This is a genomic window from Flagellimonas sp. 389, assembly GCF_018449435.1.
Taxonomy (GTDB): domain Bacteria; phylum Bacteroidota; class Bacteroidia; order Flavobacteriales; family Flavobacteriaceae; genus Flagellimonas.
This window is the reverse complement of the sequence record NZ_JAHCMU010000001.1, coordinates 62,590-87,277: the sequence shown is the minus strand read 5'-3', so window position 1 is coordinate 87,277 and position 24,688 is coordinate 62,590. Positions and strand designations below refer to the sequence as shown.

Annotated in this window: 16 protein-coding genes and 1 tRNA gene; 13 read left to right on the top strand and 4 right to left on the bottom strand. The window is 39.3% G+C overall.

What is annotated here, in order from left to right; genetic code table 11:
* Positions 1-331: 331 nt before the first annotated feature.
* Complete coding sequence (gene polA, locus KIM67_RS00340) at positions 332-3,166, bottom strand: DNA polymerase I (protein WP_213829391.1); 2,835 nt, start codon at positions 3,164-3,166, stop codon at positions 332-334.
* 148 nt (positions 3,167-3,314) lie between these two features.
* Here polA and KIM67_RS00335 point away from each other — a divergent pair, with 148 nt between their 5' ends.
* The 3 genes from KIM67_RS00335 (at position 3,315) to KIM67_RS00325 (ending at position 6,200) form a co-directional block, all read left to right on the top strand.
* A complete protein-coding gene (locus KIM67_RS00335; protein WP_213829390.1) occupies positions 3,315-4,535 on the top strand; it encodes a metallophosphoesterase in 1,221 nt (406 codons plus the stop codon).
* 49 nt (positions 4,536-4,584) lie between these two features.
* On the top strand, positions 4,585-5,811 hold the full coding sequence (locus KIM67_RS00330) for a metallophosphoesterase (RefSeq protein WP_213829389.1): 1,227 nt from the start codon (positions 4,585-4,587) through the stop codon (positions 5,809-5,811).
* Positions 5,812-5,903: 92 nt separating this feature from the next.
* Positions 5,904-6,200, top strand: a complete 297-nt coding sequence (locus KIM67_RS00325) for a co-chaperone YbbN (protein ID WP_097046517.1) — start codon at positions 5,904-5,906, stop codon at positions 6,198-6,200.
* Between the two features lie 135 nt (positions 6,201-6,335).
* Here KIM67_RS00325 and KIM67_RS00320 read toward each other — a convergent pair whose 3' ends face one another.
* Both KIM67_RS00320 and KIM67_RS00315 read right to left on the bottom strand, forming a co-directional pair.
* Entirely contained in the window at positions 6,336-6,815 is a 480-nt protein-coding gene (locus KIM67_RS00320; RefSeq protein WP_250149107.1) for a peroxiredoxin-like family protein, read from the bottom strand.
* A gap of 166 nt (positions 6,816-6,981) precedes the next feature.
* Complete coding sequence (locus KIM67_RS00315) at positions 6,982-10,308, bottom strand: DUF2723 domain-containing protein (protein ID WP_213829388.1); 3,327 nt, start codon at positions 10,306-10,308, stop codon at positions 6,982-6,984.
* A 169-nt stretch (positions 10,309-10,477) separates the two neighbouring features.
* Here KIM67_RS00315 and KIM67_RS00310 point away from each other — a divergent pair.
* From KIM67_RS00310 to infB, 4 genes are all read left to right on the top strand, one after another.
* Positions 10,478-10,549, top strand: a tRNA-Gln gene (locus KIM67_RS00310).
* Between the two features lie 159 nt (positions 10,550-10,708).
* Complete coding sequence (rimP, locus tag KIM67_RS00305; RefSeq protein ID WP_213829387.1) at positions 10,709-11,170, top strand: ribosome assembly cofactor RimP; 462 nt, start codon at positions 10,709-10,711, stop codon at positions 11,168-11,170.
* A 13-nt stretch (positions 11,171-11,183) separates the two neighbouring features.
* A complete protein-coding gene (gene nusA / locus KIM67_RS00300; RefSeq protein ID WP_213829386.1) occupies positions 11,184-12,416 on the top strand; it encodes a transcription termination factor NusA in 1,233 nt (410 codons plus the stop codon).
* 44 nt (positions 12,417-12,460) lie between these two features.
* On the top strand, positions 12,461-15,247 hold the full coding sequence (gene infB / locus KIM67_RS00295; RefSeq protein ID WP_213829385.1) for a translation initiation factor IF-2: 2,787 nt from the start codon (positions 12,461-12,463) through the stop codon (positions 15,245-15,247).
* A 55-nt stretch (positions 15,248-15,302) separates the two neighbouring features.
* Here infB and KIM67_RS00290 read toward each other — a convergent pair whose 3' ends face one another.
* Positions 15,303-15,674 carry an SPOR domain-containing protein gene (locus tag KIM67_RS00290; RefSeq protein WP_213829384.1) on the bottom strand — a complete coding sequence of 124 codons (372 nt, stop codon included), beginning with the start codon at positions 15,672-15,674 and terminating at the stop codon, positions 15,303-15,305.
* A 236-nt stretch (positions 15,675-15,910) separates the two neighbouring features.
* Here KIM67_RS00290 and KIM67_RS00285 point away from each other — a divergent pair, with 236 nt between their 5' ends.
* The 6 genes from KIM67_RS00285 to KIM67_RS00260 are packed head-to-tail and all read left to right on the top strand — an operon-like array spanning position 15,911 to position 24,680.
* Complete coding sequence (locus KIM67_RS00285; protein WP_213829383.1) at positions 15,911-17,275, top strand: cytochrome c3 family protein; 1,365 nt, start codon at positions 15,911-15,913, stop codon at positions 17,273-17,275.
* A 32-nt stretch (positions 17,276-17,307) separates the two neighbouring features.
* Entirely contained in the window at positions 17,308-20,439 is a 3,132-nt protein-coding gene (locus KIM67_RS00280) for a TAT-variant-translocated molybdopterin oxidoreductase (RefSeq protein WP_213829382.1), read from the top strand.
* Positions 20,440-20,472: 33 nt separating this feature from the next.
* A complete protein-coding gene (gene nrfD, locus KIM67_RS00275) occupies positions 20,473-22,215 on the top strand; it encodes an NrfD/PsrC family molybdoenzyme membrane anchor subunit (RefSeq protein WP_213829381.1) in 1,743 nt (580 codons plus the stop codon).
* A 2-nt stretch (positions 22,216-22,217) separates the two neighbouring features.
* The gene (locus KIM67_RS00270; protein ID WP_213829380.1) at positions 22,218-22,745 is read left to right on the top strand and encodes a DUF3341 domain-containing protein; all 528 of its coding nucleotides are present in this window, start codon (positions 22,218-22,220) and stop codon (positions 22,743-22,745) included.
* A gap of 4 nt (positions 22,746-22,749) precedes the next feature.
* The gene (locus KIM67_RS00265; RefSeq protein ID WP_213829379.1) at positions 22,750-23,319 is read left to right on the top strand and encodes a c-type cytochrome; all 570 of its coding nucleotides are present in this window, start codon (positions 22,750-22,752) and stop codon (positions 23,317-23,319) included.
* A gap of 17 nt (positions 23,320-23,336) precedes the next feature.
* A complete protein-coding gene (locus tag KIM67_RS00260) occupies positions 23,337-24,680 on the top strand; it encodes a quinol:cytochrome C oxidoreductase (RefSeq protein WP_213829378.1) in 1,344 nt (447 codons plus the stop codon).
* The last annotated feature ends 8 nt before the right edge of the window (positions 24,681-24,688 follow it).

Genomic DNA, 24,688 nt, shown 5'->3' with positions numbered 1-24,688 from the left:
CATTAAAAGTTCAAATAAACCTTCTGGATTTATTAAGGCCCAAATTATGGGAATCAAGAAAAATACCCACAAAAGTATTTGTGCATTTTTAGGACGAAGCTTTTTAGCGGATATTACTTTTAAGATGATAAAAAGTAAAAGGTAATAAACGAAAAGAATGCCAGTGGCAATACCAACTAATGCTACTAACGAGTCTAGTGTTATAAAGAACACAGAACTAATAAGCAATGCGATAAGGATAATAATAGTAAGAACGTTCAGAATACGCATTAGATACCTAGTTTGGTTGGTAGGCCTAGCTTATGGACCAATTTTCTTCTCGGGCAGTGTTCTAATGCGCTTCCAGCCAATTATCTCCGATGCCCACTTCCACATCTAAAGGAACAGCAAGCGTGTAAGCATTTTCCATTTCGGTTTTTATCATGGTTTTTACTTCTTCCAATTCCGGTTTGTAGGCATCAAAAACCAATTCATCATGTACCTGTAACAACATTTTTGTTTTGTAGTCTCCTTCAGAAAGCTTTTTGTGGATGTTGATCATGGCGATTTTAATGATATCCGCTGCGCTTCCTTGAATGGGCGCGTTTACCGCATTTCGTTCTGCTGCACCTCGTACTACAGCATTGCTGCCATTGATGTCCTTTAAATACCTACGCCTTCCCAGGACAGTCTGTACATAGCCATTGTCCCGGGCAAAATCTACCTGTTCGCCCATATAATTTCTAAGCTTGGGATACGTCTTGTAATAGGTTTCTATCAGTTCCTTGGATTCGGCACGTGTCAAATCTGTTTGGTTGCTCAGCCCAAACGCCGAAACACCATAAATGATTCCAAAATTCACCGTTTTGGCGTTGCTTCGTTGCTCGCGTGTGACTTCTTCAATGGGAACGTTGAATACCCTTGAAGCTGTAGAGGCATGAATATCCTCACCATTTTTAAAAGCTTCAATCATAGTATCTTCTTCGCTCAAAGCTGCAATGATCCGTAACTCTATTTGGGAATAATCAGCCGCTAGCAAGGTGTAGTTTTCATCCCTTGGTATAAAAGCTTTTCGAACCTGTCGGCCACGTTCCGTTCTAATGGGGATATTCTGTAGATTTGGATTATTGCTGCTGAGTCGTCCAGTAGCGGCAACGGTTTGCATGTAATCGGTATGCACCCGACCGCTATGTTGCTGTACCTCGTTAGGGAGTGCATCCACATAAGTGCTTTTTAACTTGGCAAGACCCCTGTAGTCCAATACATTCCGAATGATTTCATGGTCTTTGGCCAAATAGGAAAGTACGTCTTCCGCAGTGGAATACTGCCCTGTCTTTGTCTTTTTAGGTTTGTCTACCAACTTTAGCTTATTGAACAGGATTTCACCCAATTGTTTTGGCGATGCGATATTAAATTCCTCTCCGGCAGCTTCATAGATTTTTTGTTCTAGATTTTTGATATCTACATCAAGAACGGTTGAAAGCTCATTAAGAAAATCCTCGTTAAGATTGATTCCTTCGGTCTCCATATCTGCCAAAACCCTAAGCAAGGGAATTTCAATGCTTTCAAAGAGTTCTTCGGTCTTTGCTTCTGAAAGTTCTGGTCTAAAATGTTGTGCCAATTGAAACGTGATATCAGCATCTTCGGATGCGTATTCGGTTTGTTTGTCCAAAGCAACTTGCCGCATACTCAACTGGTTCTTTCCTTTTTTGCCAATGAGTTCAGTAATGGAAACTGGTGTATAGTTGAGGTACGTCTCGGCCAATACATCCATATTGTGTCGCATATCTGGATTGATGAGATAATGTGCCAACATGGTGTCGAACAATTTTCCCTTTACTTCGATACCGTAATTTTTCATCACTTTGATATCGTATTTCAGGTTTTGTCCAATTTTTTCTATGGTTTCAGATTCAAAGAAAGGTCGAAGTTGTTCTAAAATTTCTAATGCGGTGTCTTTATTTTCGGGGATAGGGATGTAAAATCCTTTTTTTGCTTCCCAGCTAAAGGCAATGCCCACTAATTCGGCTTCAAGTGCATTTAATGAGGTTGTTTCCGTATCAAAACAGACCGAACTTTGCTTCATCATTTTTTTCATAAAGAGCTGCATTCCTAAACCAGGTTCAATACTCTGGTAAAAATGGGGAACAGTAGTTACGGTATTTCTACTGTTCTCATCTTTGATGGTGGCGGGTGCATCTGTGGGACTTCCCCCAAATAATGTGAACTGTCCGCTACCTGCTACCTTTGCTTCTTTTTTGGCGGTTTCCGTGCTGGACACTTGTGTGGTTTGTTCCACTTCTCCTGAGAAAATCTTTATAAATTGGTCCTTTAGGCGACGAAATTCCAATTCCTCAAAAATCTCCTGCACTTTTGGACTGTTTGGCTCGGACATTTCATAATCTTTGGCATCGAAGGTTACCTCACAATTAATATTGATTTCAGCTAGTTTACGGGATAATCTGCCCAATTCGGCATTTTGTTCTACCTTCTCCTTCATTTTACCCTTCAACTTATCGGTATTGGCCAGAAGCCCTTCCATAGAATCAAAATCGGCAATGAACTTTTTGGCAGTCTTATCACCAACACCGGGAAGACCAGGGATATTATCACTAGCATCTCCCATCATCCCCAAATAATCGATTACTTGCTCGGGCCTTTGCACGCCAAAACGTTTCTGTACTTCTGGAATACCCCAAATTTCGATACCATTGCCCATCCGTGCTGGACGGTACATAAAGATATTTTCGGAAACCAACTGTCCAAAGTCCTTGTCTGGAGTTACCATGAATACTTTGTAATCCTCTTTTTCCGCTTGTTTTGCCAATGTTCCAATAATATCGTCTGCTTCAAAACCTTCCAATTCCACTACTGGAATTTGCATGGCATTCAAAATATTTTGAATGTAAGGAATAGCAATCCGTATGGCATCTGGCGTCTCATCACGATTGGCTTTGTAGGCTTCGTACATCTCTGTGCGTTCCACACTTCCACCTTTATCAAAACAAACTGCTAAATGGTCAGGTTTTTCCCGTTTGATGACATCAAAAAGTGAATTCATGAATCCCATGATCGCTGAAGTATCCATGCCTTTGGAATTGATTCTTGGATTTTTGATGAGTGCGTAGTATCCGCGAAAAATCAAAGCGTAGGCATCTAGTAGAAAAAGACGTTTTTGGTCTGGCATATTATTGATTTGCTAATTTTAAGTTGAAAGTTTTAAAAGTACAAAGTTTGTTTTGAAAGCTTTAATTCAAACATGAAATTATGCATTCCGTTAATAAGGTCTTAAATCCTTAACCTAAAAAACTTATGAGATATCTTTGCAAAAAAAGATGACGCGTCTTTTTGTTCTGACTACGTTCTTGTTTTTCGCATTCTATGCTTTTCAGGCTTTTAAGAAGTTGAGCAAGAATGGAATAATACGAATTGTGTATTGGGTACTCATCGGTGCTACTGCACTTTATTTTATTTTTGAAATAGCCCTGGACATTTCCAATGTGTTTGTAGTTCCTGAAAAATTAGTAGGATTTGCGCTCTTTTTTGCTTTTTATCTTTTTCTAATGCTCGCCAGCGGTTTACTGTTCTTTGAGGATGTCTTTCGCTTTGGAAGCTATGTTTTCAACAGGAAGAAAAAAGATTCTTCAAAGATGCCATCCAGACGGGGCTTTATTTCAAAATTGGCACTTGGTATTGGCGCTATTCCGTTTGCAACTTTGATTTATAGCATTTACAAAGGAAGATATAATTTTAGGGTATTTGATTATGTTCTTGATTTTCAAGATTTGCCGGAAGCCTTTGACAGTTATAAAATTGTCCATATATCTGATTTTCATTGTGGCGGATTGGATAACTACGATGAGGTTAGCGATGCCGTTAAACTTATAAATCAACAGCAAGCGGATGTTATCTTGTTTACAGGGGATTTTGTAGATAGACGTGCGAACGAAATAGACGAATGGAAGACATTGTTTTCTTCTTTAACAGCAAAAGACGGTAAATACTCTATTCTTGGCAACCATGATTATGGGGATTATGTTCATTGGCCTTCTCAAAAGGAGAAAGAAGCAGATTTTGAACTATTAAAACAACATCAAAAAGAAATGGGTTTTGATTTGCTTTGTAATGAAAACAGGTCACTAACAAGAAATGGTAAAAGCCTTTCTTTTGTAGGCGTTGAGTATTGGGGTTATAACAGTCTTAAGAGAAATGGTGATTTGGACAAAGCTTTTTCAAATATAAAAGAGAATAGTTTTAAGATATTGATGACGCATGACCCTACACATTGGCAATATAGAGTTCTTGATCATGAAGAAAGTGTGCCGCTTACACTCTGTGGCCATACACATGGTACGCAGTTTGGTCTAGAAGTTCCAGGCGAATTCCAGTGGACGCCAATAAGACATGGATTCAAATACTGGGCAGGTCTGTACAAAGAAAAAGACCAATACTTGAATGTGAACAGAGGGTTTGGATATACAGGATTTCCCGGTAGAGTAGGCATTTGGCCCGAAATCTCCGTATTTACACTAAAAAAACAAATTCTTAATGGCTAGAAATGACCGGTTTCTTAGTTGAAACAAATAAATTCGTAAAAAAACTACTATGCTTCGTTGGGTCATTTTTATAAGTATCTACTTGGTTCTTGGCTTTTACTCTTTTCAAGCTGTTAAAACTGCTTCTCGATATCCATGGGTACATTATCTATTTATAACATTATATATATTGGTCATTGCTAATTTTCTGTATCAATTTATGGGCACCGATGGTGGTCGGGTCTTAAGTAGACCAAAAAGTTATGCTTTTGGTTTTCTATTGGCTATGCTTTCTTTTCAGATTATTACGATCATATTTTTATTCAGTGAAGATATTTTCAGGCTTCTTTTAGGTATTTATCAAAAAGTGTTCAGTACTCAAAAAGAGTTTAGCATACCATCCAGAAGAAGATTTTTAAGTTTGATCGCCCTTGGCGTTGCCGCTTTGCCGTTTGGTGCTTTGCTCATGGGAATGTATAAGGGCAAGTACAATTATAAAGTGCTAAAATATCAACTTGAGTTTGATGATCTCCCTGCTGCTTTTGATGGGTATCAAATCACCCAAATTTCAGATGTGCACAGTGGTAGTTTTGACAATCGAAAAATGGTTACTTACGGAGTTGATTTGATCAATAAGCAACAAAGCGATGTCATTCTGTTCACCGGAGATATGGTAAACAATAAAACCGAAGAGATGCTGCCATGGGCAGATTTGTTTTCTACGCTGCATGCTAAAGATGGGGTTTACTCCGTTTTAGGGAACCATGATTATGGTGATTACGTCGCTTGGGATTCTGAAGCAGAAAAAGCGAAGAACCTAGAAGATTTAAAAAATCTTCAAAAAGAAATGGGTTTTGATCTATTGTTGGATTCGCACAGATATTTGGAAAAAGATGGAGAAAGGATTGCGCTGCTCGGTGTTGAAAATTGGGGCCGGGGCGGATTTAAAAAAGCAGGGGACCTGGAAAAAGCCAAAAAGGGAATTTCCAAAGATGATTTTAAAATTTTAATGAGCCATGATCCTTCACATTGGGAGGATGTTGTCATCAATGACGACTACCATTATCACTTAACTTTAAGTGGACACACACACGGAATGCAATTTGGTGTGGAGATTCCAGGTTGGATAAAATGGAGTCCTGTAAAATGGCGTTACAAATATTGGGCTGGAATTTATGAGGAACTTGGACAGTTTATCAATGTTAACCGTGGTTTTGGTTTTCTTGGTTATCCAGGTCGTGTTGGTATTTGGCCCGAGATTTCTGTGATTACCCTTAAAAAGAAAGGTTTAACGTGAATTTAACGCCTAATCCTTCTTCGTAGAATCGTACACAAAGCTAAATTTTAACAAATTTTCTTACTTTTGATTGGTAAACCGAAGAACTCAATATGTCTAAATTTGGTGAACTTATAGATTTAAAAGTACCAGTATTGCTGGACTTTTATGCAGAATGGAATGATCAATCTACCTCCATGCACCCCGTACTGCGAGATGTAGCAGCTGCACTTGGCGATAAAGGAAAAGTGATTAAAATCGACGTTGACAAAAACAAAGAACTTTCACAGGCCTTGCGTATAAAAGGATTGCCTACTTTGATGATTTACAAAAAAGGTGAAATGGTTTGGAGACAAAGTGGGGAACAAGATGCCAATACATTAATAGGTATCCTCAACGAATATATTTAAAAATACCGCCTAGAAGTTCTAGACGGTATTTAATTTCCTTTTCATTATTTGTTCTTCAAAAAATCCAAAATACTTTTGGGGTCTAGTCTTAACGTGTAATCTTCGGAGACGAAATGGTGAACAACGGTTTTGTTCCTACAGATGACCGTAGGTGGCTGGTATGGGAAGTTCATAATCTGTGTTACCATTATGCTTATCTACATGAAGTCCAAAAGAATCATAAACATCCCTTAGATTTTCTGGCATTTGAAAGACTAGGTTTAACTTTTTTGCATACGTATTATTAATGTCGCTGAGTATTTTAAATTGCAACTCATTTTTTTCAGAAGTAGTTAATGAATTATCTGGAGTTTCTGGTGAAATGGCCACCAAGTCAGCTCCAAGTTGTTTAAATTCTTCCAAATGTTGTTGTAAAGCGCCAAGCTCCAAATTACAATAAGGGCACCAACCTCCGCGATAAAAAGATATGATCAGATACTCATTTTGAAGTATTTCATTTAGTGAAACTGGATTTCCATGCTCATCTGGCAGTTGAAAGTCTGGGAGAATATCATCTGCCTTTATAGCCTTATCTGAAATATTCGCATTCAACAATTCTTCCTTGCTTTGTTGCATTACGGCGTACTTATCTTGGGGTATAGCCTTTGATGAGTTTTTTCGTTTTTTTGTAAGTTCTTCTGTAAGTTAAGTGTCATCGCTATGATTATTTTTAAATTTAAACCATAGTCGAGTTTTCATTAAAAGCTTTCCGCTTTTAACAAAAGTTTCTTAAAGGGAAATATTATTGATTTATTTTAGAAATGGTGTCCATAAGTTGCATGCTATCCAATAGAACGGAGTCCTGCAAATCGGGGTCCGGTATGGGTTCTTCAAAAACTTCCTCTTCTTCACCTATAAATTGAGAAAACTTATCAATGTATTCATTGAATATCAATGTTTCTGACTCCGCAAGTTCTCTATCTTGATTCTCGATAAGAATATCTATATTCCTACGATAGGCCTGCATGTCAGCTAAAATATCATCAATTTTTTCATACTGCTCATCCAGAGGAATCCCCGAATAATACTCTAAACGGTCTTGATATACTGATTTTAATTTTTCAAAAAGAGCTCTGGCCTTTTCCGTTTCACCTACTTTGTAATACCCATCTACAAAAGGCTCAACAAAGGCATAGAAATAGAAGTGCTCAACTGGTATATTGGTCATTGCGATATCAATGACATCTTTTGCCTTTTCAATTTTGTTCTCTGCAATCAATGTTTCCATCAATCTTGCCAAATTACTCCTGAACGATAATCCCTGGGAGCGTGTTTGGGTGTCATGGTAGATATCACCACCAGAATTTCCCCAATCCCACTTTTTGACGATATCGTACATTAGATCACTGTCGATACGTCCCATTTCGAAAGAGTTTCTATTTTTGGTTTTGATCGGTACCAATTTGTATACTAATCCATCCAGCTGAAGATAATCCTTCATCCAAATATATTCGGCATTATCAAAGCTGCCCCCAGAAAAATAGATAGGTCTTTTCCAATCGTTATTGGCAATCAGGTCCAACATTAAAATTCTATTTTTGGGAAGCGCACTTTGAGGTAAATCAATATCAATATAATCAACAATTAAAGCGGAATCCTTTTCTTTGACCAGTCCGCTCTTTAAAACATTCTCCTTGTTGACAGGGATTCTTAACTTATTTGTTGGGTAATATACAATATCTAGATTGCTTTCGGAATAAGCACTAAGATCCGCACCTTGTTTTTCCAATAGGTACTTGAACTTTGTTTGAGGCTTATCGCTACCGATCCAATTTACAAAGTCTTTGATGTTCCAGCGGTTTTCAGTGACCCCTTGGTAATAAACAGCATCCCTGGAACCATATCGATACTTATCGTGTGTGAGTTGGGATGGGATGGGGTCGCTTTCATAAGCTTTGCGCTTCATTTGGTCAATATACCAATCTGTTGCGAAAAGACTTGTGTTCACTATACGAACATCTGTTCTATGGCCTTCAATTTCTTGTGCGTACCATAACGGAAAAGTGTCATTGTCACCAATTGTAAATAAAATGGCCCCTGCATCTTCTTTAGTGGAATCTAAATACGCTTTTGCAGTCGAATTGGCTGTGTAACGATTTGAGCGGTCATGATCATCCCAATTCTGAAATGCCATCAAAAATGGTACTGCCAAAAGACACAAGATGGTAATTACAGGAGCTGCTATTTTTGCCGAGAGTAGTTTTTTGAACTCATCAAAAAGGCCATATACCCCAATACCTATCCATATGCAAAAAACATAAAAAGACCCCACTAGTGAGTAGTCACGTTCCCTAGGCTGAAAAATATAGGGATTGGTATAGAATTGTATGGCAAGCCCGGTAAACAAGAAAAACACCAGAAGCACCCAAAAATGTTTGGGGTTTTTTGAAACTTGAAAGACGATTCCAATAATCCCCAATAACAAGGGCAAAAAGAAATAGGTGTTTCTTCCTTTGTTGTTTTTCCAATCGTCCGGTAGGTTGTTTTGGGAGCCTAAACGAAGACTGTCTATAAATCCAATGCCGCTTAACCAATTTCCGTTTTCATCATACCTTCCTTGAATATCATTCTGTCGACCTGTAAAATTCCACATGAAATAGCGCATGTACATGTAACCAAATTGAAATTGAAAAAGATATTTTAGGTTTTGTCCCAATGTAGGTGGTTCAACTTCGATATATTCACTAAACTCACGTAAAAATCGCATATACTGTTCCGTGTCCAGTTCACCTTGGGAATAGGCACTTTTAAATTGGGATACTGCCTGTCTTAGCTCATTGTTAGAGATGTATTCCGATTTTATTCTGAACTCCAATACCCCAAAATGACGCATATAGTTCTCTGCGTGCTGGTCGCTCCACAATCTCGGAAGAAAACCAACATGGTCTTTATTTGGGCCTTGGATAGCATCCTTATAGTTGTTAACGATGATATACTTGCCCAGTTTTTCATCTCTCTCATATTTAGGGCGATCATCAATATCCTCTCCGGCCGGTGCAAAGCTGTCTGAATAATAGGCTCCGTAAAAAGGGCTTTCCACTCCAGGATATTGTTCCCTATTGTAATATGCCAGTAGTGATCGGGCATCTGAAGGGTCATTTTCATTTACAACAGTTTTGGCATTTGCCCTAATGGGCAGCATAAGCCACGAAGAGAATCCCAAAAAGAGAAACATTAAACATAAAACAATGGTATTTGCCGTTTGAAAATTGTTTTTTCTTGTATATCGTAGGCCAAAATAAAATGCGGCTATAAATAACAGTCCTATTATTATAGAACCAGAATTGAATGGCAGTCCAATATTATTAATAAAAAATACCTCGCCCCATCCAAAAAGTTGAAGTACATAGGTCAAAGAAAATTTGTAGACCAACATCAATAAGGCTACAACTATTATATTGGCCAAAAGAAAATTCTTGACCGTCGTTTCCTTGTACTTTTTAAAGTAATATAAAAGTCCTATTGATGGTATGGCCAAGAATCCCATAAATTGAATCCCAAAGGTTAGACCGACTAAAAAACAGATAAGTAATAACCATCTGTTACCTCTAGGTTCTTCAAGATTGTCCGTCCACTTTAGGCCAAGCCATAATAATAAGGCCATAATTAAACTTGCCATGGCATATACTTCTGTTTCCACGGCATTGAACCAAAAGCTATCTGAAAAAGTAAAGGCCAAGGCGCCAACTAGACCACTTCCAAAAATGGCAATAGCCTTACTGTTGGTAATGGATTTTTTATTGGATATAAGTTTACGGGTCAGATTGGTAATTGTCCAAAAAGTAAACAGTACGGCAAAAGCACTTGAAACAATGGAAACTGCATTTACCATTAAAGCTATTTTAGAGGTGTCTCCAAAAGCAAATATGGAAAAGAAGGCCCCTATCATCTGTAAAAGTGGAGCGCCTGGAGGGTGTCCTACCTGTAATTTTGCCGAAGTGGTGATGTATTCACCTGCATCCCAAAAACTGCCCGTAGGTTCTACGGTCAATGCATAAACAATAAAAGCTATGGCAAAGGAGCACCATCCTAATATGGTATCCCATTTCTTGAAGTCATTTGCAAACATAAAATTGGTGTTTACCAAGTTGGGGCGAATTTAGTAAATATAGTAGAGAAGGTCGTTCATTTTTGGAAAAGCTTTAACAGGTACCATTCATGAAAAATAGTTTGGAATCTTACCCAAAATATTTGTCGAAACCAAAGTTTGTTTTAAATTTGCACGCTCTTATTGATAATGACCCATGGTGTAATTGGCAACACAGCTGGTTTTGGTCCAGTCGTTCTAGGTTCGAGTCCTAGTGGGTCAACAAAAAGCGAATGGAAATCCCAGTTTCATCTGAAGCTGGGATTTTTTATAAAATGTCCAGTTGCAAATACAGTAATAATTGTTGTATATTTGCACCACTGAACGAATAAAATGGTATTCATGAGGGGACTTCGAGTCCCCTCTTTTATTGTTTAATTTTATGTTTAAGGAAAAGGTAACATCATTATTAGATAAAGCACTGGAGGAAAAACCATCTTTATTTTTGATTGATTTTACGGTTGAAAACAATAATACGATCCGAGTTGTTTTGGATGGAGATGAGGGGGTTGACCTTCAGGATTGTATGGATGTCAGTAGAGCCATTGAGCATAACTTGGACCGCGAAGAAGAAGATTTTTCTTTGGAAGTGACCTCTGCCGGGGCTGCTTCACCATTAGAGCTGCCGCGTCAGTATAAAAAAAATATTGGAAGAAAGCTCATGGTGAAGATAGCGGACGAAGAACTGGAAGGAAACTTGACCCAAGCAACAGAAGATAAAATTACCTTGGAGTGGAAGGCAAGAGAGCCCAAGCCCGTTGGTAAAGGAAAAGTTACGGTGCAGAAAAAGCGAGAAATTGCGTTTTCTGATATCCATGAAGCAAAAGTTATATTAAAATTTTAATTGTAGTTCAAAAATGGAAAACCTAGCGCTCATCGAATCCTTTTCGGAATTCAAGGACGATAAGTTTATAGATAGGGTAACGCTTATGGCAATTTTGGAAGACGTTTTCCGAAATGCACTTAAGAAAAAGTTTGGTTCTGATGAGAATTTTGACATCATTATCAACCCAGATAAAGGAGATTTAGAGATTTGGAGAAACCGTGTAGTGGTAGAGGATGGCGAAGTAGAAGAGCCCAATGAGGAAATTTCGCTGTCGGAAGCTAGGAAGATCGAACCGGATTTTGAAGTTGGAGAAGATGTATCCGAAGAAGTAAAATTAATGGACTTGGGAAGAAGAGCGATTTTGGCGTTACGTCAAAACCTGATTTCCAAGATTCATGAACATGACAATACAACCATTTACAAGCAGTTTAAAGATCTTGAAGGGGAAATTTATACTGCGGAAGTACACCATATTCGTCATAAAGCGATTATTTTGTTGGATGATGAAGGAAATGAAATCATACTTCCAAAGGAAAAACAGATTCCTTCCGACTTTTTTAGAAAAGGAGACAATGTAAGGGGCGTAATTGAAAGTGTTGATCTGAAGGGGAACAAACCAGCAATCATAATGTCCAGAACTTCGCCTATTTTCTTGGAACAATTATTTTTCCAAGAGATACCAGAGGTTTTTGATGGATTGATTACAATTAAGAAAGCAGTGAGAATACCCGGTGAGAAGGCCAAGGTAGCTGTGGACTCGTACGATGATAGAATTGATCCTGTTGGTGCCTGTGTGGGTATGAAAGGTTCTCGTATTCATGGTATCGTTAGGGAATTGGGCAATGAAAATATTGATGTTATCAATTGGACCAACAATTCCCAATTAATGGTAACCCGTGCATTGAGTCCTGCAAGAGTATCATCTGTTAAACTCAATGACGAGAAGAAAACGGCCCAAGTATACTTAAAGCCAGAGGAAGTTTCAAAAGCGATAGGTAGAGGCGGTCACAATATTCGATTGGCAGGACAATTAACTGGATATGAGATAGATGTGTTCCGTGAAGGTGTTGAAGAGGATGTGGAATTAACGGAGTTCTCAGATGAAATAGAAGCATGGGTCATTGATGAGTTTAAGAAGATTGGTTTGGACACAGCAAGAAGTGTTTTGGAACAAGATGTCAATGATTTGATAAAGCGTACGGATTTGGAAGACGAGACCGTTCAGAATGTAGTGCGCATCCTCAAAGAGGAATTTGAAGATTAAACTATATATTAGCAGCGAATTTTTAGGGCAAGGAAATACAATTTATGGCAGGAAACCCAACAATAAGGCTTAATAAAGTTCTCAGGGAATTGAACATTTCACTGGATAGGGCTGTGGACCACCTTTCTTCCGTAGGGCACGAGGTTGAGGCAAGGCCTACAACAAAGATTACGGATGAGGTGTATCAAGTGCTGTTGGATGAGTTCCAGACAGATAAGAGCAAAAAGGTAGCTTCAAAAGAAGTTGGTGAAGAAAAGCGCAAAGAAAAAGAAGCGCTGAGAGTCCAAATTGAACAAGAACAAGAGGAACGAAGACTTGCCAGAGAAAAAAGAAATGCTCAGCAGGTCATTAAGGCCAAGGTGGAACTATCCGGCCCTAAAACGGTGGGTAAAATAGACTTGGATAAAAAACCTGAATCCCCTAAAGTCGAAGAAAAGCCTGAAGTAGTTGAGGAGGCACCGGTTGTTGTGCAAAAAGAAGAGGAAAAGGTTGAGGAGGTACCAGTTACCGTACAAAAAGAAGAAGAAAAACAAGTTGCTCAGGTAGAAAAAGTAGAAGCAGAGGTAAAAGAAGAGCCTAAGAAGGCCGTTGAGCCACAGAAAGTTGTGAAGTCGGAGAAAGAGGATGATGAGCCTAAAGAACCTGAAGCAATACAAACACAGTATAAAAAGCTTAGTGGGCCAAAAATAACCGGTGACAAAATAGATCTCTCCCAATTTAACAAACCCAAGAAAAAGAAGGAAGAACCTAAAAAACCAGCTGCTTCATCTTCGGATAGTAATGCGGATAGAAGAAAACGCCGTAAGCGTATTATCAGTAAAAACCCATCCCAAAATGGAGGCGGAAACCGTCCAAACAACAGGGGAGGAAACAATAGTGGTCCGGGCAGAAGGGGTAATCAACGTACATCTGCTCCAAAAGTAGAGCCAACAGAAGAAGAAGTACAAAAACAAGTACGGGAAACCTTGGAAAAACTTCAGGGTAAATCCAGTAAGGGTAAAGGTGCAAAATATCGTAGGGAGAAAAGAGATCAACATCGTCAGCAGACGGAGAAAGATCTTGAGCTTCAGGAATTGGAGAGCAAAGTGCTTAAGGTTACGGAGTTTGTTACCGTAAATGAAGTGGCCACTATGATGAATGTTTCATCTACCCAAATTATATCCGCTTGTATGTCCTTGGGAATCATGGTGACCATGAACCAGCGATTAGATGCTGAAACACTTTCTATAGTAGCGGAAGAATTTGGATATGAAGTAGAGTTCGTTACGGCGGATATTGAAGAAGCCATAGAAGAAGAGGTGGACGCGCCAGAAGATTTAAAACCAAGAGCACCTATCGTCACTGTAATGGGTCACGTTGATCATGGTAAAACATCATTGCTGGATTATGTAAGAGAAGAAAATGTTATTGCAGGAGAAAGCGGTGGAATTACACAGCATATTGGTGCCTATGGAGTATCGTTAAAAGACGGTCAAAAAATAACATTCTTGGATACACCAGGTCACGAAGCCTTTACGGCCATGCGTGCACGTGGTGCCCAAGTAACGGATATCGCTATTATTGTTGTTGCAGCGGATGATGATATTATGCCACAGACCAAGGAGGCCATTAGTCATGCTCAAGCAGCAAGTGTGCCAATCGTATTTGCTATAAATAAGATTGATAGGCCTACGGCCAATCCAGATAAGATTAAAGAAGGTTTGGCGGGCATGAACTTGCTAGTGGAAGATTGGGGAGGTAAAATTCAGTCCCACGATATTTCGGCAAAAACAGGCCAAGGTGTCAATGAGCTTTTGGAAAAAGTGTTGTTGGAAGCTGAATTATTGGAATTAAAGGCCAATCCTGACCGATTGGCTTCGGGAACGGTAGTTGAAGCTTTCTTGGATAAAGGTAGAGGGTATGTATCCACTATTTTGGTCCAGACAGGAACACTTGAGATAGGGGATTATGTTTTGGCGGGAACTTGTAGTGGTAAAGTAAAAGCCATGCAAGATGAACGTGGTAATGATATCAAAAAAGCTGGGCCTGCTACGCCGATCTCAATTCTAGGTTTGGATGGAGCGCCACAGGCAGGAGATAAATTTAGTGTACTTGAAGATGAGCGTGAAGCGAAGCAGATTGCAACCAAGCGTTCGCAGTTGCAACGTGAACAATCCGTTCGTACGCAGAGACACATTACTTTGGATGAAATTGGAAGAAGAATTGCCTTAGGTGATTTCCAAGAGCTCAATATTATCCTTAAAGGTGATGTGGACGGTTCTGTAGAAGCGTTAACGGATTCATTCCAGAAATTATCTACTGATGAAATTCAGGTAAATATTATTCATAAAGGAGTTGGGGCCATTACTGAATCTGATGTGTTGCTCGCAAGTGCTTCGGATGCTATAATCATCGGATTTAATGTTAGGCCTATGGGCAATGCCCGCATGGTAGCTGATAAAGAGGAAATAGATATTAGAATGTATTCCATCATCTATGATGCCATCAACGACCTGAAGGATGCCATGGAAGGTATGTTGTCCCCAGAAATGAAAGAGGAGATAACGGGTAATGCCGAAATCAGGGAAACCTTCAAGATTTCTAAGATCGGAACTATTGCCGGTTGTATGGTGACCAGTGGTAAGATATTCAGAAATTCCAGAATCAGGCTTATTCGTGAAGGCGTGGTAGTCTACACAGGTGAGCTAGCCTCTTTAAAACGTTTTAAGGACGATGTAAAGGAAGTGTCCAAAGGATATGATTGTGGATTGCAGATTAAGAATTACAATGATATAAAGGAAGGTGATATCGTGGAAGCATTCCAAGAAGTTGCCGTTAAGAAAAAGCTTTAAAGTAAAAACTAAGCTTTAACTAAAAAATCCCGCCTTGGCGGGATTTTTTATTGTCTTATCTGGAATCATTTTCGGGTTTTAAAAGCATGGCATCCGGATACTTTTTTCGTACTTCCAAGTATTTTCGTTCCGCTTCTAATTTTGTTTTGAATTTACCCAATCGAACTCGATACGTAGGAGATTCAAATTCAATTTTTGAATACCAAGTTGGGAAATCGATATCCACTTTTGCCTTTAGGTTTTTAGCCTTCTGATAGCTGCCAAAACCGACTTGAATTTGGTAAAAATCCGTCTTGGAATTCACTTCACTATATCGTTTTACCAATTCATCGATACGAGGGTCCTGTTCAATAGTAATGCTACCTTCTTGTGCTGATAGTGATGCTGTTAAACCAGCGGTGAGTATAATAGATACAAGGGATTTCATGATGTGGGTGTCTTTTTTTTCTTAGTGTTAATACAAATGTAATTTTTTATGAATTAAACAAGGTGGGAACATCTTATTTAGAATTCTTATAAATTAGTTATTATCGATCCCTTAACATTTCAAAAAATGAGTCCATGTCGTACATTTGTGTCCAATTTTGAGCATGTTCGAGCTACTATGATAAGTATCAGTATAGTAACAATTGTGCCAAAAATTTCGATAGAAATTTCGTTAATATGAAAAAGGTTTTATACCGCCATCTATTTTCTAAAGTTTTAGGTTTCTCCCTCCTAGTTTTTTCCACTTCATTTTATGCGCAAGAAGAGACTGCTGCTACCGAAGTCGTTGCTGAAGAAGCCGCTGCCACAGGCGGCGACGCTGCCAAGGGTAAACAGTTGTTCAATCAGAATTGTGCTGCTTGTCACGCATTGAATCGTAAAATGACAGGTCCTGCATTGGCAAATGTGGAAACACGATTGGCTGAAGAAGAGGGATTGGATAAGGAATGGCTTTATTCTTGGATAAAGAATAGTTCCGCAATGATCAAGGCGGGAGATGCTTACGCTAACAAAATTTATGCAGAGTATAATCAGGCTGCGATGACAGCTTTCCCTACATTATCAAATGCGGATATTGATGATATTTTGGCATACACTGCTGCCCCTCCGCCTGCCGCCGCTGCAACTAATGCAGCTGTTCCAACGGATGGCGGTGCCACTGGTACTTCAGGAGGTATATCCAATGAAATCATTTTAGGAGCTTTAACGTTGGTGTTTGGTCTTTTGGTAATCATGTTGTTTTTGGTCAACAATACACTGCGAAGAATTGCGGAGGCCAATGGTGTGGTATTGGAAAAAGAAAAAGCCGAAAAACGTACGCCGATTTGGAAGGCATTTGCCCAAAACCAGTTTTTGGTTTTGGTAAGTGTTATTTTTCTTCTTTTGGGGAGTGCTTACTTTGCTTATGGGTGGATGATGCAGATTGGTGTTGATCAGGGATATGAGCCCATTCAGCCCATTCATTATTCGCACAAAATACACGCAGGTGACAATAAAATTGAATGTAAGTACTGTCACTCTTCTGCGAGGGTTTCCAAACATTCTGGAATACCATCCTTGAATGTCTGTATGAACTGCCATAAATCCATTTACGAGTATAAAGGAAATCCAGAAGGGCCAAGTGCTGAGGATTTGGCGAACGGCTACACCAATGAATTCTATACTGGAGAAATAAAGAAATTGTACAAAGCTGTGGGATGGGATGAGGAGAATCAAAAGTACACGGGCGAAACCAAGCCTGTAGAATGGGTTAGGATACATAATCTTCCAGATTTTGCATATTTCAACCACTCTCAACACGTTTCTGTTGCGGGAATTGAATGTCAGACTTGTCATGGACCGGTCGAGGAAATGGAAATCATGTATCAATATTCTCCATTAACTATGGGTTGGTGTATCAATTGTCACCGTGAAACCAATGTAAAGGTTGAGGGTAACGAATATTACGAAGCTATTCACGACGAACTTTCCAAAAAATATGGTGTGCAGGAGCTAACAGCTGCTATGATGGGCGGTTTGGAATGTGGTAAGTGTCACTATTAAGAATTAAAAGAAGATAATCTCAGATATATCGTATGGCATCAAACAAAAAATATTGGAAAAGCGAAGCGGAGTTAAATCCGAACGATTCCATTGTTGAGGCGCTAAAACAAAATGAATTTGCGGAACAAATCCCTGTTGATGAGTTTTTGGGTGACAAAGAGAATTTGTCGGCCACCACTACCAATAGAAGGGATTTTCTAAAATATGTAGGATTTAGTACCGCGGCCGCTACGGTTGCTGCTTGTGAGGGTCCTGTGCATAAATCTATTCCTTACGTAGTTCAACCGGATAGAATTGTGCCTGGGGTTGCCAATTTTTATGCAACTACAATAGCAGATGGTTTTGATTTTGCCAGTGTTTTGGTGAAAACCAGGGAAGGTAGGCCGATAAAAATAGAAAACAATACGGATGCTGATGTAAATGGAGGGGCAAATGCAAGAGTGCAAGCTTCGGTTTTGTCCTTATATGATAGCACGAGGATTCAAGGTCCAACTGCAGATGGTGAGCCAATTGAGTGGAAGGTATTGGATGCATCGGTTAAAGCTAAATTGGGAAGTCTGAAAAATTCCAATAAGCAGATTGTTTTATTGACCCAAACGTATGCAAGTCCTTCTACGGATAGATTGATTGCTGAGTTCAAGGCTGCCTACGGTGAAAATGTGAGCCATGTAGTCTATGATGCTATTTCTGAAGATGCTGCGCTTAATGCTTTCAATACGGCTTATGGTGAGCGTGCTTTTGCTGATTATAATTTTGAAAAAGCAGACGTAATAGTGTCTTTTGGTGCTGATTTCTTGGGAGATTGGCAAGGTGGAGGATATGACGCAGGATATGCGAAGGGACGAATTCCTAAGAATGGAAAAATGTCCAAGCATATTCAATTGGAATCCAATATGTCTTTGACAGGTGCTAATGCGGATAAGCGATATCCTATGACGCCTACGCAACAGAAAATAGCATTGGCCAAATTGTACGGAAAGCTAAATGGTTCTAACGTTGGGGGAGGAACTTCAGGTGTGGATGAAGCTGTAGAAAGTGTTGCCGCGCAAATCAAGAAAGCTGGAAATAAAGCTGTTGTGGTTTCTGGTCTTAATGATGTAAATGCACAAACTATTGTGCTGGCTATAAATAAATTATTGTCAAGTGAAGCTTTTGATACAAACGAACCAAAGTATGTTCGTCAGGGTAATGTGGCAAAAGTAAATAAGTTGGTTTCCGACATGAACTCGGGACGTGTGGGAGCTTTATTGATGGATGGTGTCAATCCTGCATACACACTGCCAAATGCTACAGAATTTGTGTCCGGTCTTGAAAAGGTTGACCTTTCTGTTTCCTTTTCTTTCAATAACGATGAAACCGCACAAGCTTCAAAATATGTTGCAGCAGCTTCCCATTATTTAGAATCTTGGGGTGATGCACAGTTTAAAAAAGGACATTACAGTCTAATGCAACCCACCATAAGGGAGCTTTTTGATACACGACAGTTTCAAACTGCTTTATTGACTTGGATGGGTGCTGAAAAAACGTACTACGAGTATATTAAAGAAACATGGGAGACTTTTGTTTTAGGAGAGGCAAAATGGAACCAGGCTTTACAGGATGGTGTCTTTACCGCTCCTGTGATGGTTGCAGAATCCGATGAACAGCCATTGGCGGAAGAAGCAGGTGACGAAACGGAAGAAGTTCAAGAAAGTATAGTTCCAATTGCCTCGGCAATTCGTTCTTTGGTGAATACCAACACCACTGGGATGGAAATGGTTCTGTATCCAAAAGTGGGTATGGGAGATGGTCGTCAGGCTAACAATCCATGGTTACAAGAATTTCCAGACCCAATCACTAGAGTTTCTTGGGACAATTATCTTACAATTTCCAAAGCCGATGCGGAAGCGTTGGAAATGGAAAATTATAACGTAGCTGATGGAGGCTTAAACGGTAGTTACGCTAAACTAACGGTTGATGGTGCGGTTTTGGACAATGTTCCAGTAATCATTCAGCCAGGTCAAGCAAAAAATACAATAGGTTTATCTTTTGGGTACGGCAAAAAGGCTGGAATGAAGTCAGAAATGGCTACCGGTGTCAATGCGTATACCTTATATAATAATTTTTCCAATGTTCAGTCCGTTTCTGTTGAGAAATCATCAGGAACCCATGAATTCGCATGCGTTCAATTGCATAAGACATTAATGGGTAGGGGTGATATCATTAAAGAGACCACGCTTGAAATCTTTAATACAAAAGATCATCACGAGTGGAATCATATGCCTCAGGTTTCTTTGAATCATCAGGAAACTCCGGTTACCTCACCAGATGTTGATTTATGGGATGAGTTCGATCGATCCATAGGGCATCATTTCAATTTATCCATTGATTTGAATGCTTGTACCGGTTGTGGTGCTTGTGTTATTGCTTGTCATGCGGAAAATAATGTTCCTGTTGTTGGAAAAGAGGAGATTCGTAAATCAAGGGATATGCATTGGTTGCGAATTGATAGGTATTACTCTTCAGAAGATACTTTTGAAGGAGATAATGAGAAGAAAGAAGGACTTGACGGTCTTTTTGGAGATAATGGTTCTCTGGGCGGATTTGGTGAAATGGAGGATGCTTCGGCAAATCCAGAGGTAGCTTTTCAGCCTGTAATGTGTCAGCATTGTAATCATGCTCCGTGCGAAACGGTATGCCCAGTTGCAGCAACGGCGCATAGTCGACAAGGACAAAACCATATGGCTTATAACCGTTGTGTAGGTACAAGGTATTGTGCAAACAACTGTCCATACAAGGTGCGTAGGTTCAATTGGTTCCTATATCATGATAACGATGAGTTCGATTACAATATGAACAACGACCTTGGTAAGATGGTTATCAACCCAGATGTCAATGTTCGTTCTAGGGGGGTTATGGAAAAATGTTCTATGTGTATACAAATGACACAGAAGACCATTTTGGATGCAAAACGTGATGGACGTGTTATCAAGGATGGGGAATTCCAGACAGCTTGTTCAGCTGCTTGTGGTAGTGGGGCTATGGTTTTTGGTGATATCAATGATAAGGAAAGTAAAGTGGCGGAACTGAAGGAAGATGATAGAATGTATCACTTATTGGAGCATGTAGGTACAAAACCTAATGTGTTCTATCATGTCAAAGTAAGGAATACCAACGAGGCTTAATCAATATAATAAGAAGTAACTAGAAGATAAATTATGGCGTCGCATTACGAAGCACCTATTCGAAAGCCCTTAGTTATTGGAGATAAAGGATACCATGACGTTACCGTGGATATCGCTGCTCCTGTAGAGGGGAAGGCCAACAAACATTGGTGGATTGTATTTACCATTGCATTAGTTGCATTTCTCTGGGGTCTAGGATGTATCATTTATACCGTTTCCACGGGTATCGGAGTTTGGGGTCTTAATAAGACGGTTAACTGGGCTTGGGATATTACAAACTTTGTTTGGTGGGTAGGTATCGGTCACGCGGGAACATTGATTTCTGCTGTATTGCTTTTGTTCAGGCAGAAGTGGAGAATGGCTATCAACCGTTCTGCAGAGGCAATGACCATATTTTCGGTTATACAGGCTGGACTTTTCCCGATCATTCACATGGGTCGTCCTTGGTTGGCCTATTGGGTACTTCCAATACCTAACCAGTTTGGTTCGCTATGGGTGAACTTTAATTCTCCGTTGCTTTGGGACGTATTTGCAATCTCAACATATTTATCGGTTTCTTTGGTATTCTGGTGGACAGGTCTTCTACCTGATTTTGCCATGATCCGGGACAGGGCGGTAAAGCCGTTTCAGAAAAAAATATATAGCCTGTTAAGTTTTGGTTGGACAGGTAGGGCTAAAGATTGGCAACGTTTTGAAGAGGTTTCTTTGGTTTTGGCTGGTCTAGCTACTCCTCTTGTACTTTCGGTTCACACTATTGTATCTTTTGACTTTGCTACTTCAGTAATTCCGGGATGGCACACGACCATTTTTCCTCCATATTTTGTTGCAGGGGCTATTTTCTCTGGATTTGCAATGGTAAACACACTGCTTATCATTATGCGAAAGGTTTGTAGTCTTGAAGCCTACATTACGGTACAGCATATCGAGTTAATGAATATTGTAATCATGATTACGGGTTCTATTGTAGGCTGTGCTTACATTACAGAGTTGTTTGTAGCTTGGTATTCTGGTGTGGAATATGAACAGTATGCTTTCTTAAATAGAGCTACTGGGCCATATTGGTGGGCTTATTGGTCCATGATGACCTGCAACGTCATTACTCCACAAGTAATGTGGTTTAAAAAAGTGAGAACCAGTATTATGGTATCTTTTATAATTTCTATTGTGGTAAATATTGGAATGTGGTTTGAACGTTTTGTAATTATTGTTACCTCATTGCACAGGGATTATTTGCCATCTTCCTGGACAATGTTCTCTCCTACATTTGTAGATATCGGAATTTTTATAGGAACCATAGGATTCTTCTTTGTATTGTTCTTATTGTACTCTAGAACCTTCCCTGTAATAGCACAGGCAGAAGTAAAGTCTATTTTAAAGGCTTCCGGATCAAAATATAAGAAACTACGTGAGGCTGGAAAACCTTTATATGAAATGCCCAAACGGGGAAAAGTAGTTGAAGAATCGGTTACTGATGACGTTCTTATGGATGAAGTTGTTCCAGCTGTTGACGATAAGGTGGGTGTAAATGAGTTACTGAGTGCTATTGGAACATTTGATGCAACCAAAGAAACACCGGATGATCTGAAAAAGATAAAAGGTGTTGGACCAGAAATGGAACGTGTCTTGAATGAAATAGGAATTTACACATTTGCACAGGTTAGTCGAATGACCAGTAAGGAATATGATTTATTGGATTCAATAACTGGAAAATTCCCCGGTCGTGCGCAAAGAGACGATTGGGCCGGACAAGCTAAAGTATTAAACGATAAAAAGTAATAATGGCATCAAAAGTAATACAGGCACTTTACACAGACGATGATATATTGATGCATGCCGTTAAAAAAGTAAGGGCAGAGCACCATCATATCGAAGAAGTGTATACACCTTTTCCCGTTCACGGATTGGATAAAGCGATGGGATTGGCAGATACCAGGATAGCGATAACTTCTTTCATGTATGGCTGTTTGGGCCTTACGGTTGCCATAGTTATGATGAATTACATCATGATTGAAGACTGGCCGCAAGATATAGGTGGAAAACCAAGTTTCAGTTATTTGGAAAACATGCCCGCTTTTGTACCTATTATGTTTGAATTGACGGTATTTTTTGCAGCGCATTTAATGGTTATCACATTTTATTTAAGAAGTAGGATGTGGCCCTTCAAAAAAGCTGAAAACCCTGATGTAAGAACAACTGACGACCATTTTTTAATGGAAATAGGTGTTCATGACAATGAAAAAGAATTGAAAGAATTGTTGTGGGATACGGGAGCAGTAGAGATAAATGTTACAGAAAAGGAGTCATAAAAATATGAAGCATTTAGGTAAAATAGTTGTCGTTTTGGTTTTGGTTCTGTCCGTTGCAGCATGCGCAGATAAGAACAGCCCAAACTATCAATACATGCCAAACATGTATGAGTCTGTGGGTTATGAAACATACGAAAAAGTAGATAACGGATTGTTCCCCAGTGGAACTGAAGCTATGCTTCCTGTAGAAAATACAATTTCAAGAGGGTACATGCCTTATGATTTTGAAAACACTCCTGAGGGGAAAGAATTGGCAAGATTACAACCAAGTCCCCTAGATTCTCTTCAGAGTGGAGCTAATTTGGCTACAGGTAAAGAACTTTATGATATATACTGTGCTATATGTCACGGTGCAAACGGTAAAGGTCAAGGCACTTTGGTAAAGCGAGAAAAAATATTGGGAGTTCCTAGCTACGATGATGCAGCGCGTAATATTACAGTAGGAAGCACCTATCATACAATGTACTATGGATTAAACTCAATGGGTTCTTATGCGTCACAGATGAATAATGAGGAAGAACTTTGGCAAGTGGCCGAGTACGTTATGAAATTAAAGGAAGACCTAACAAAATAATTGGATAAGAGTATACTATGTACACGTTTTCAAATAAACTTAGAATAGGATCTTTCATTGCAATGGCAGTTGGATTGATTTGTTTAGCAACAGGTTTTTTAAGTGCTCCCAGCACAGTGGAAGAAGCTAAAGCTATGGTTGCTTCTGCACACGGTGATGACCATGGAGGAGAAGTTGCACACGGCGATAAGGCTAGCGGGCATGCTGAAAAAGACACCCATGGAGAAGCCGCTGCACATGTAGGAGAGCACGATGCATCGCATGATGAGCATGTATTGCATCAGTTGCAAAATAGACCTTGGTCTGCACTTTATGTAGCTGCTTTTTTCTTTTTTATGATATCACTTGGTGTTTTGGCATTTTATGCAATACAACGCGCCGCACAGGCGGGATGGTCGCCATTACTGTTCCGTGTTATGGAAGGAATCACCTCTTACTTAGTGCCTGGAGGAATTATAGTGTTCGTTATCTTGGTACTTTGTGTACTACATATGAACCATATGTTTGTTTGGATGGATGCCGATGTTGTGGCCCATGACAAATTGCTTCAAGGAAAAGCGGGATATTTGAATCCTACCTTCTTTTTAATAAGAGCAGCTATCTTTTTAGGCGGATGGATTTTCTATAGACAATACTCAAGAAAGTTATCCTTGGCGCAAGATGAATCCGACGATAATTCAAACTTTATCAAAAACTTTAGATGGTCCGCTGCATTTTTGGTATTCTATCTAATAACAGAATCCATGATGTCTTGGGATTGGATTATGAGTGTTGATCCACACTGGTTCAGTACACTGTTTGGCTGGTATGTATTTGCAAGTATGTTCGTTTCAGGAATAACGGTAATCGCTATGATTACTATCTATTTGAAATCAAGAGGATATTTAGAAGATGTTAATGATAGCCACTTGCATGATTTGGCCAAATTTATGTTTGGTATCAGCATTTTCTGGACTTATCTTTGGTTTGCACAGTTTATGTTGATTTGGTATGCCAATATCCCTGAAGAAGTAACGTACTTTGTTACAAGAATAGAAGATTACAAGTTGCCATTCTTTGGAATGCTTGCCATGAATTTTATATTCCCGTTGTTGGTGCTCATGAACAGCGATTACAAAAGGGTGAACTGGTTTGTTATAATGGCAGGTATTGTAGTACTTCTAGGGCATTATCTAGATGTTTTCAATATGATTATGCCAGCTACTGTGGGTGATCAATGGTATATTGGGTTGCCAGAGATTGGAGGAATACTATTCTTTGGAGGATTGTTTGTGTACTGGGTGTTCAATGCCCTTACAAAAGCACCATTACAACCAAAGCGTAACCCATTTATTGAAGAAAGTAGACAATTTCATTATTAATACGATTA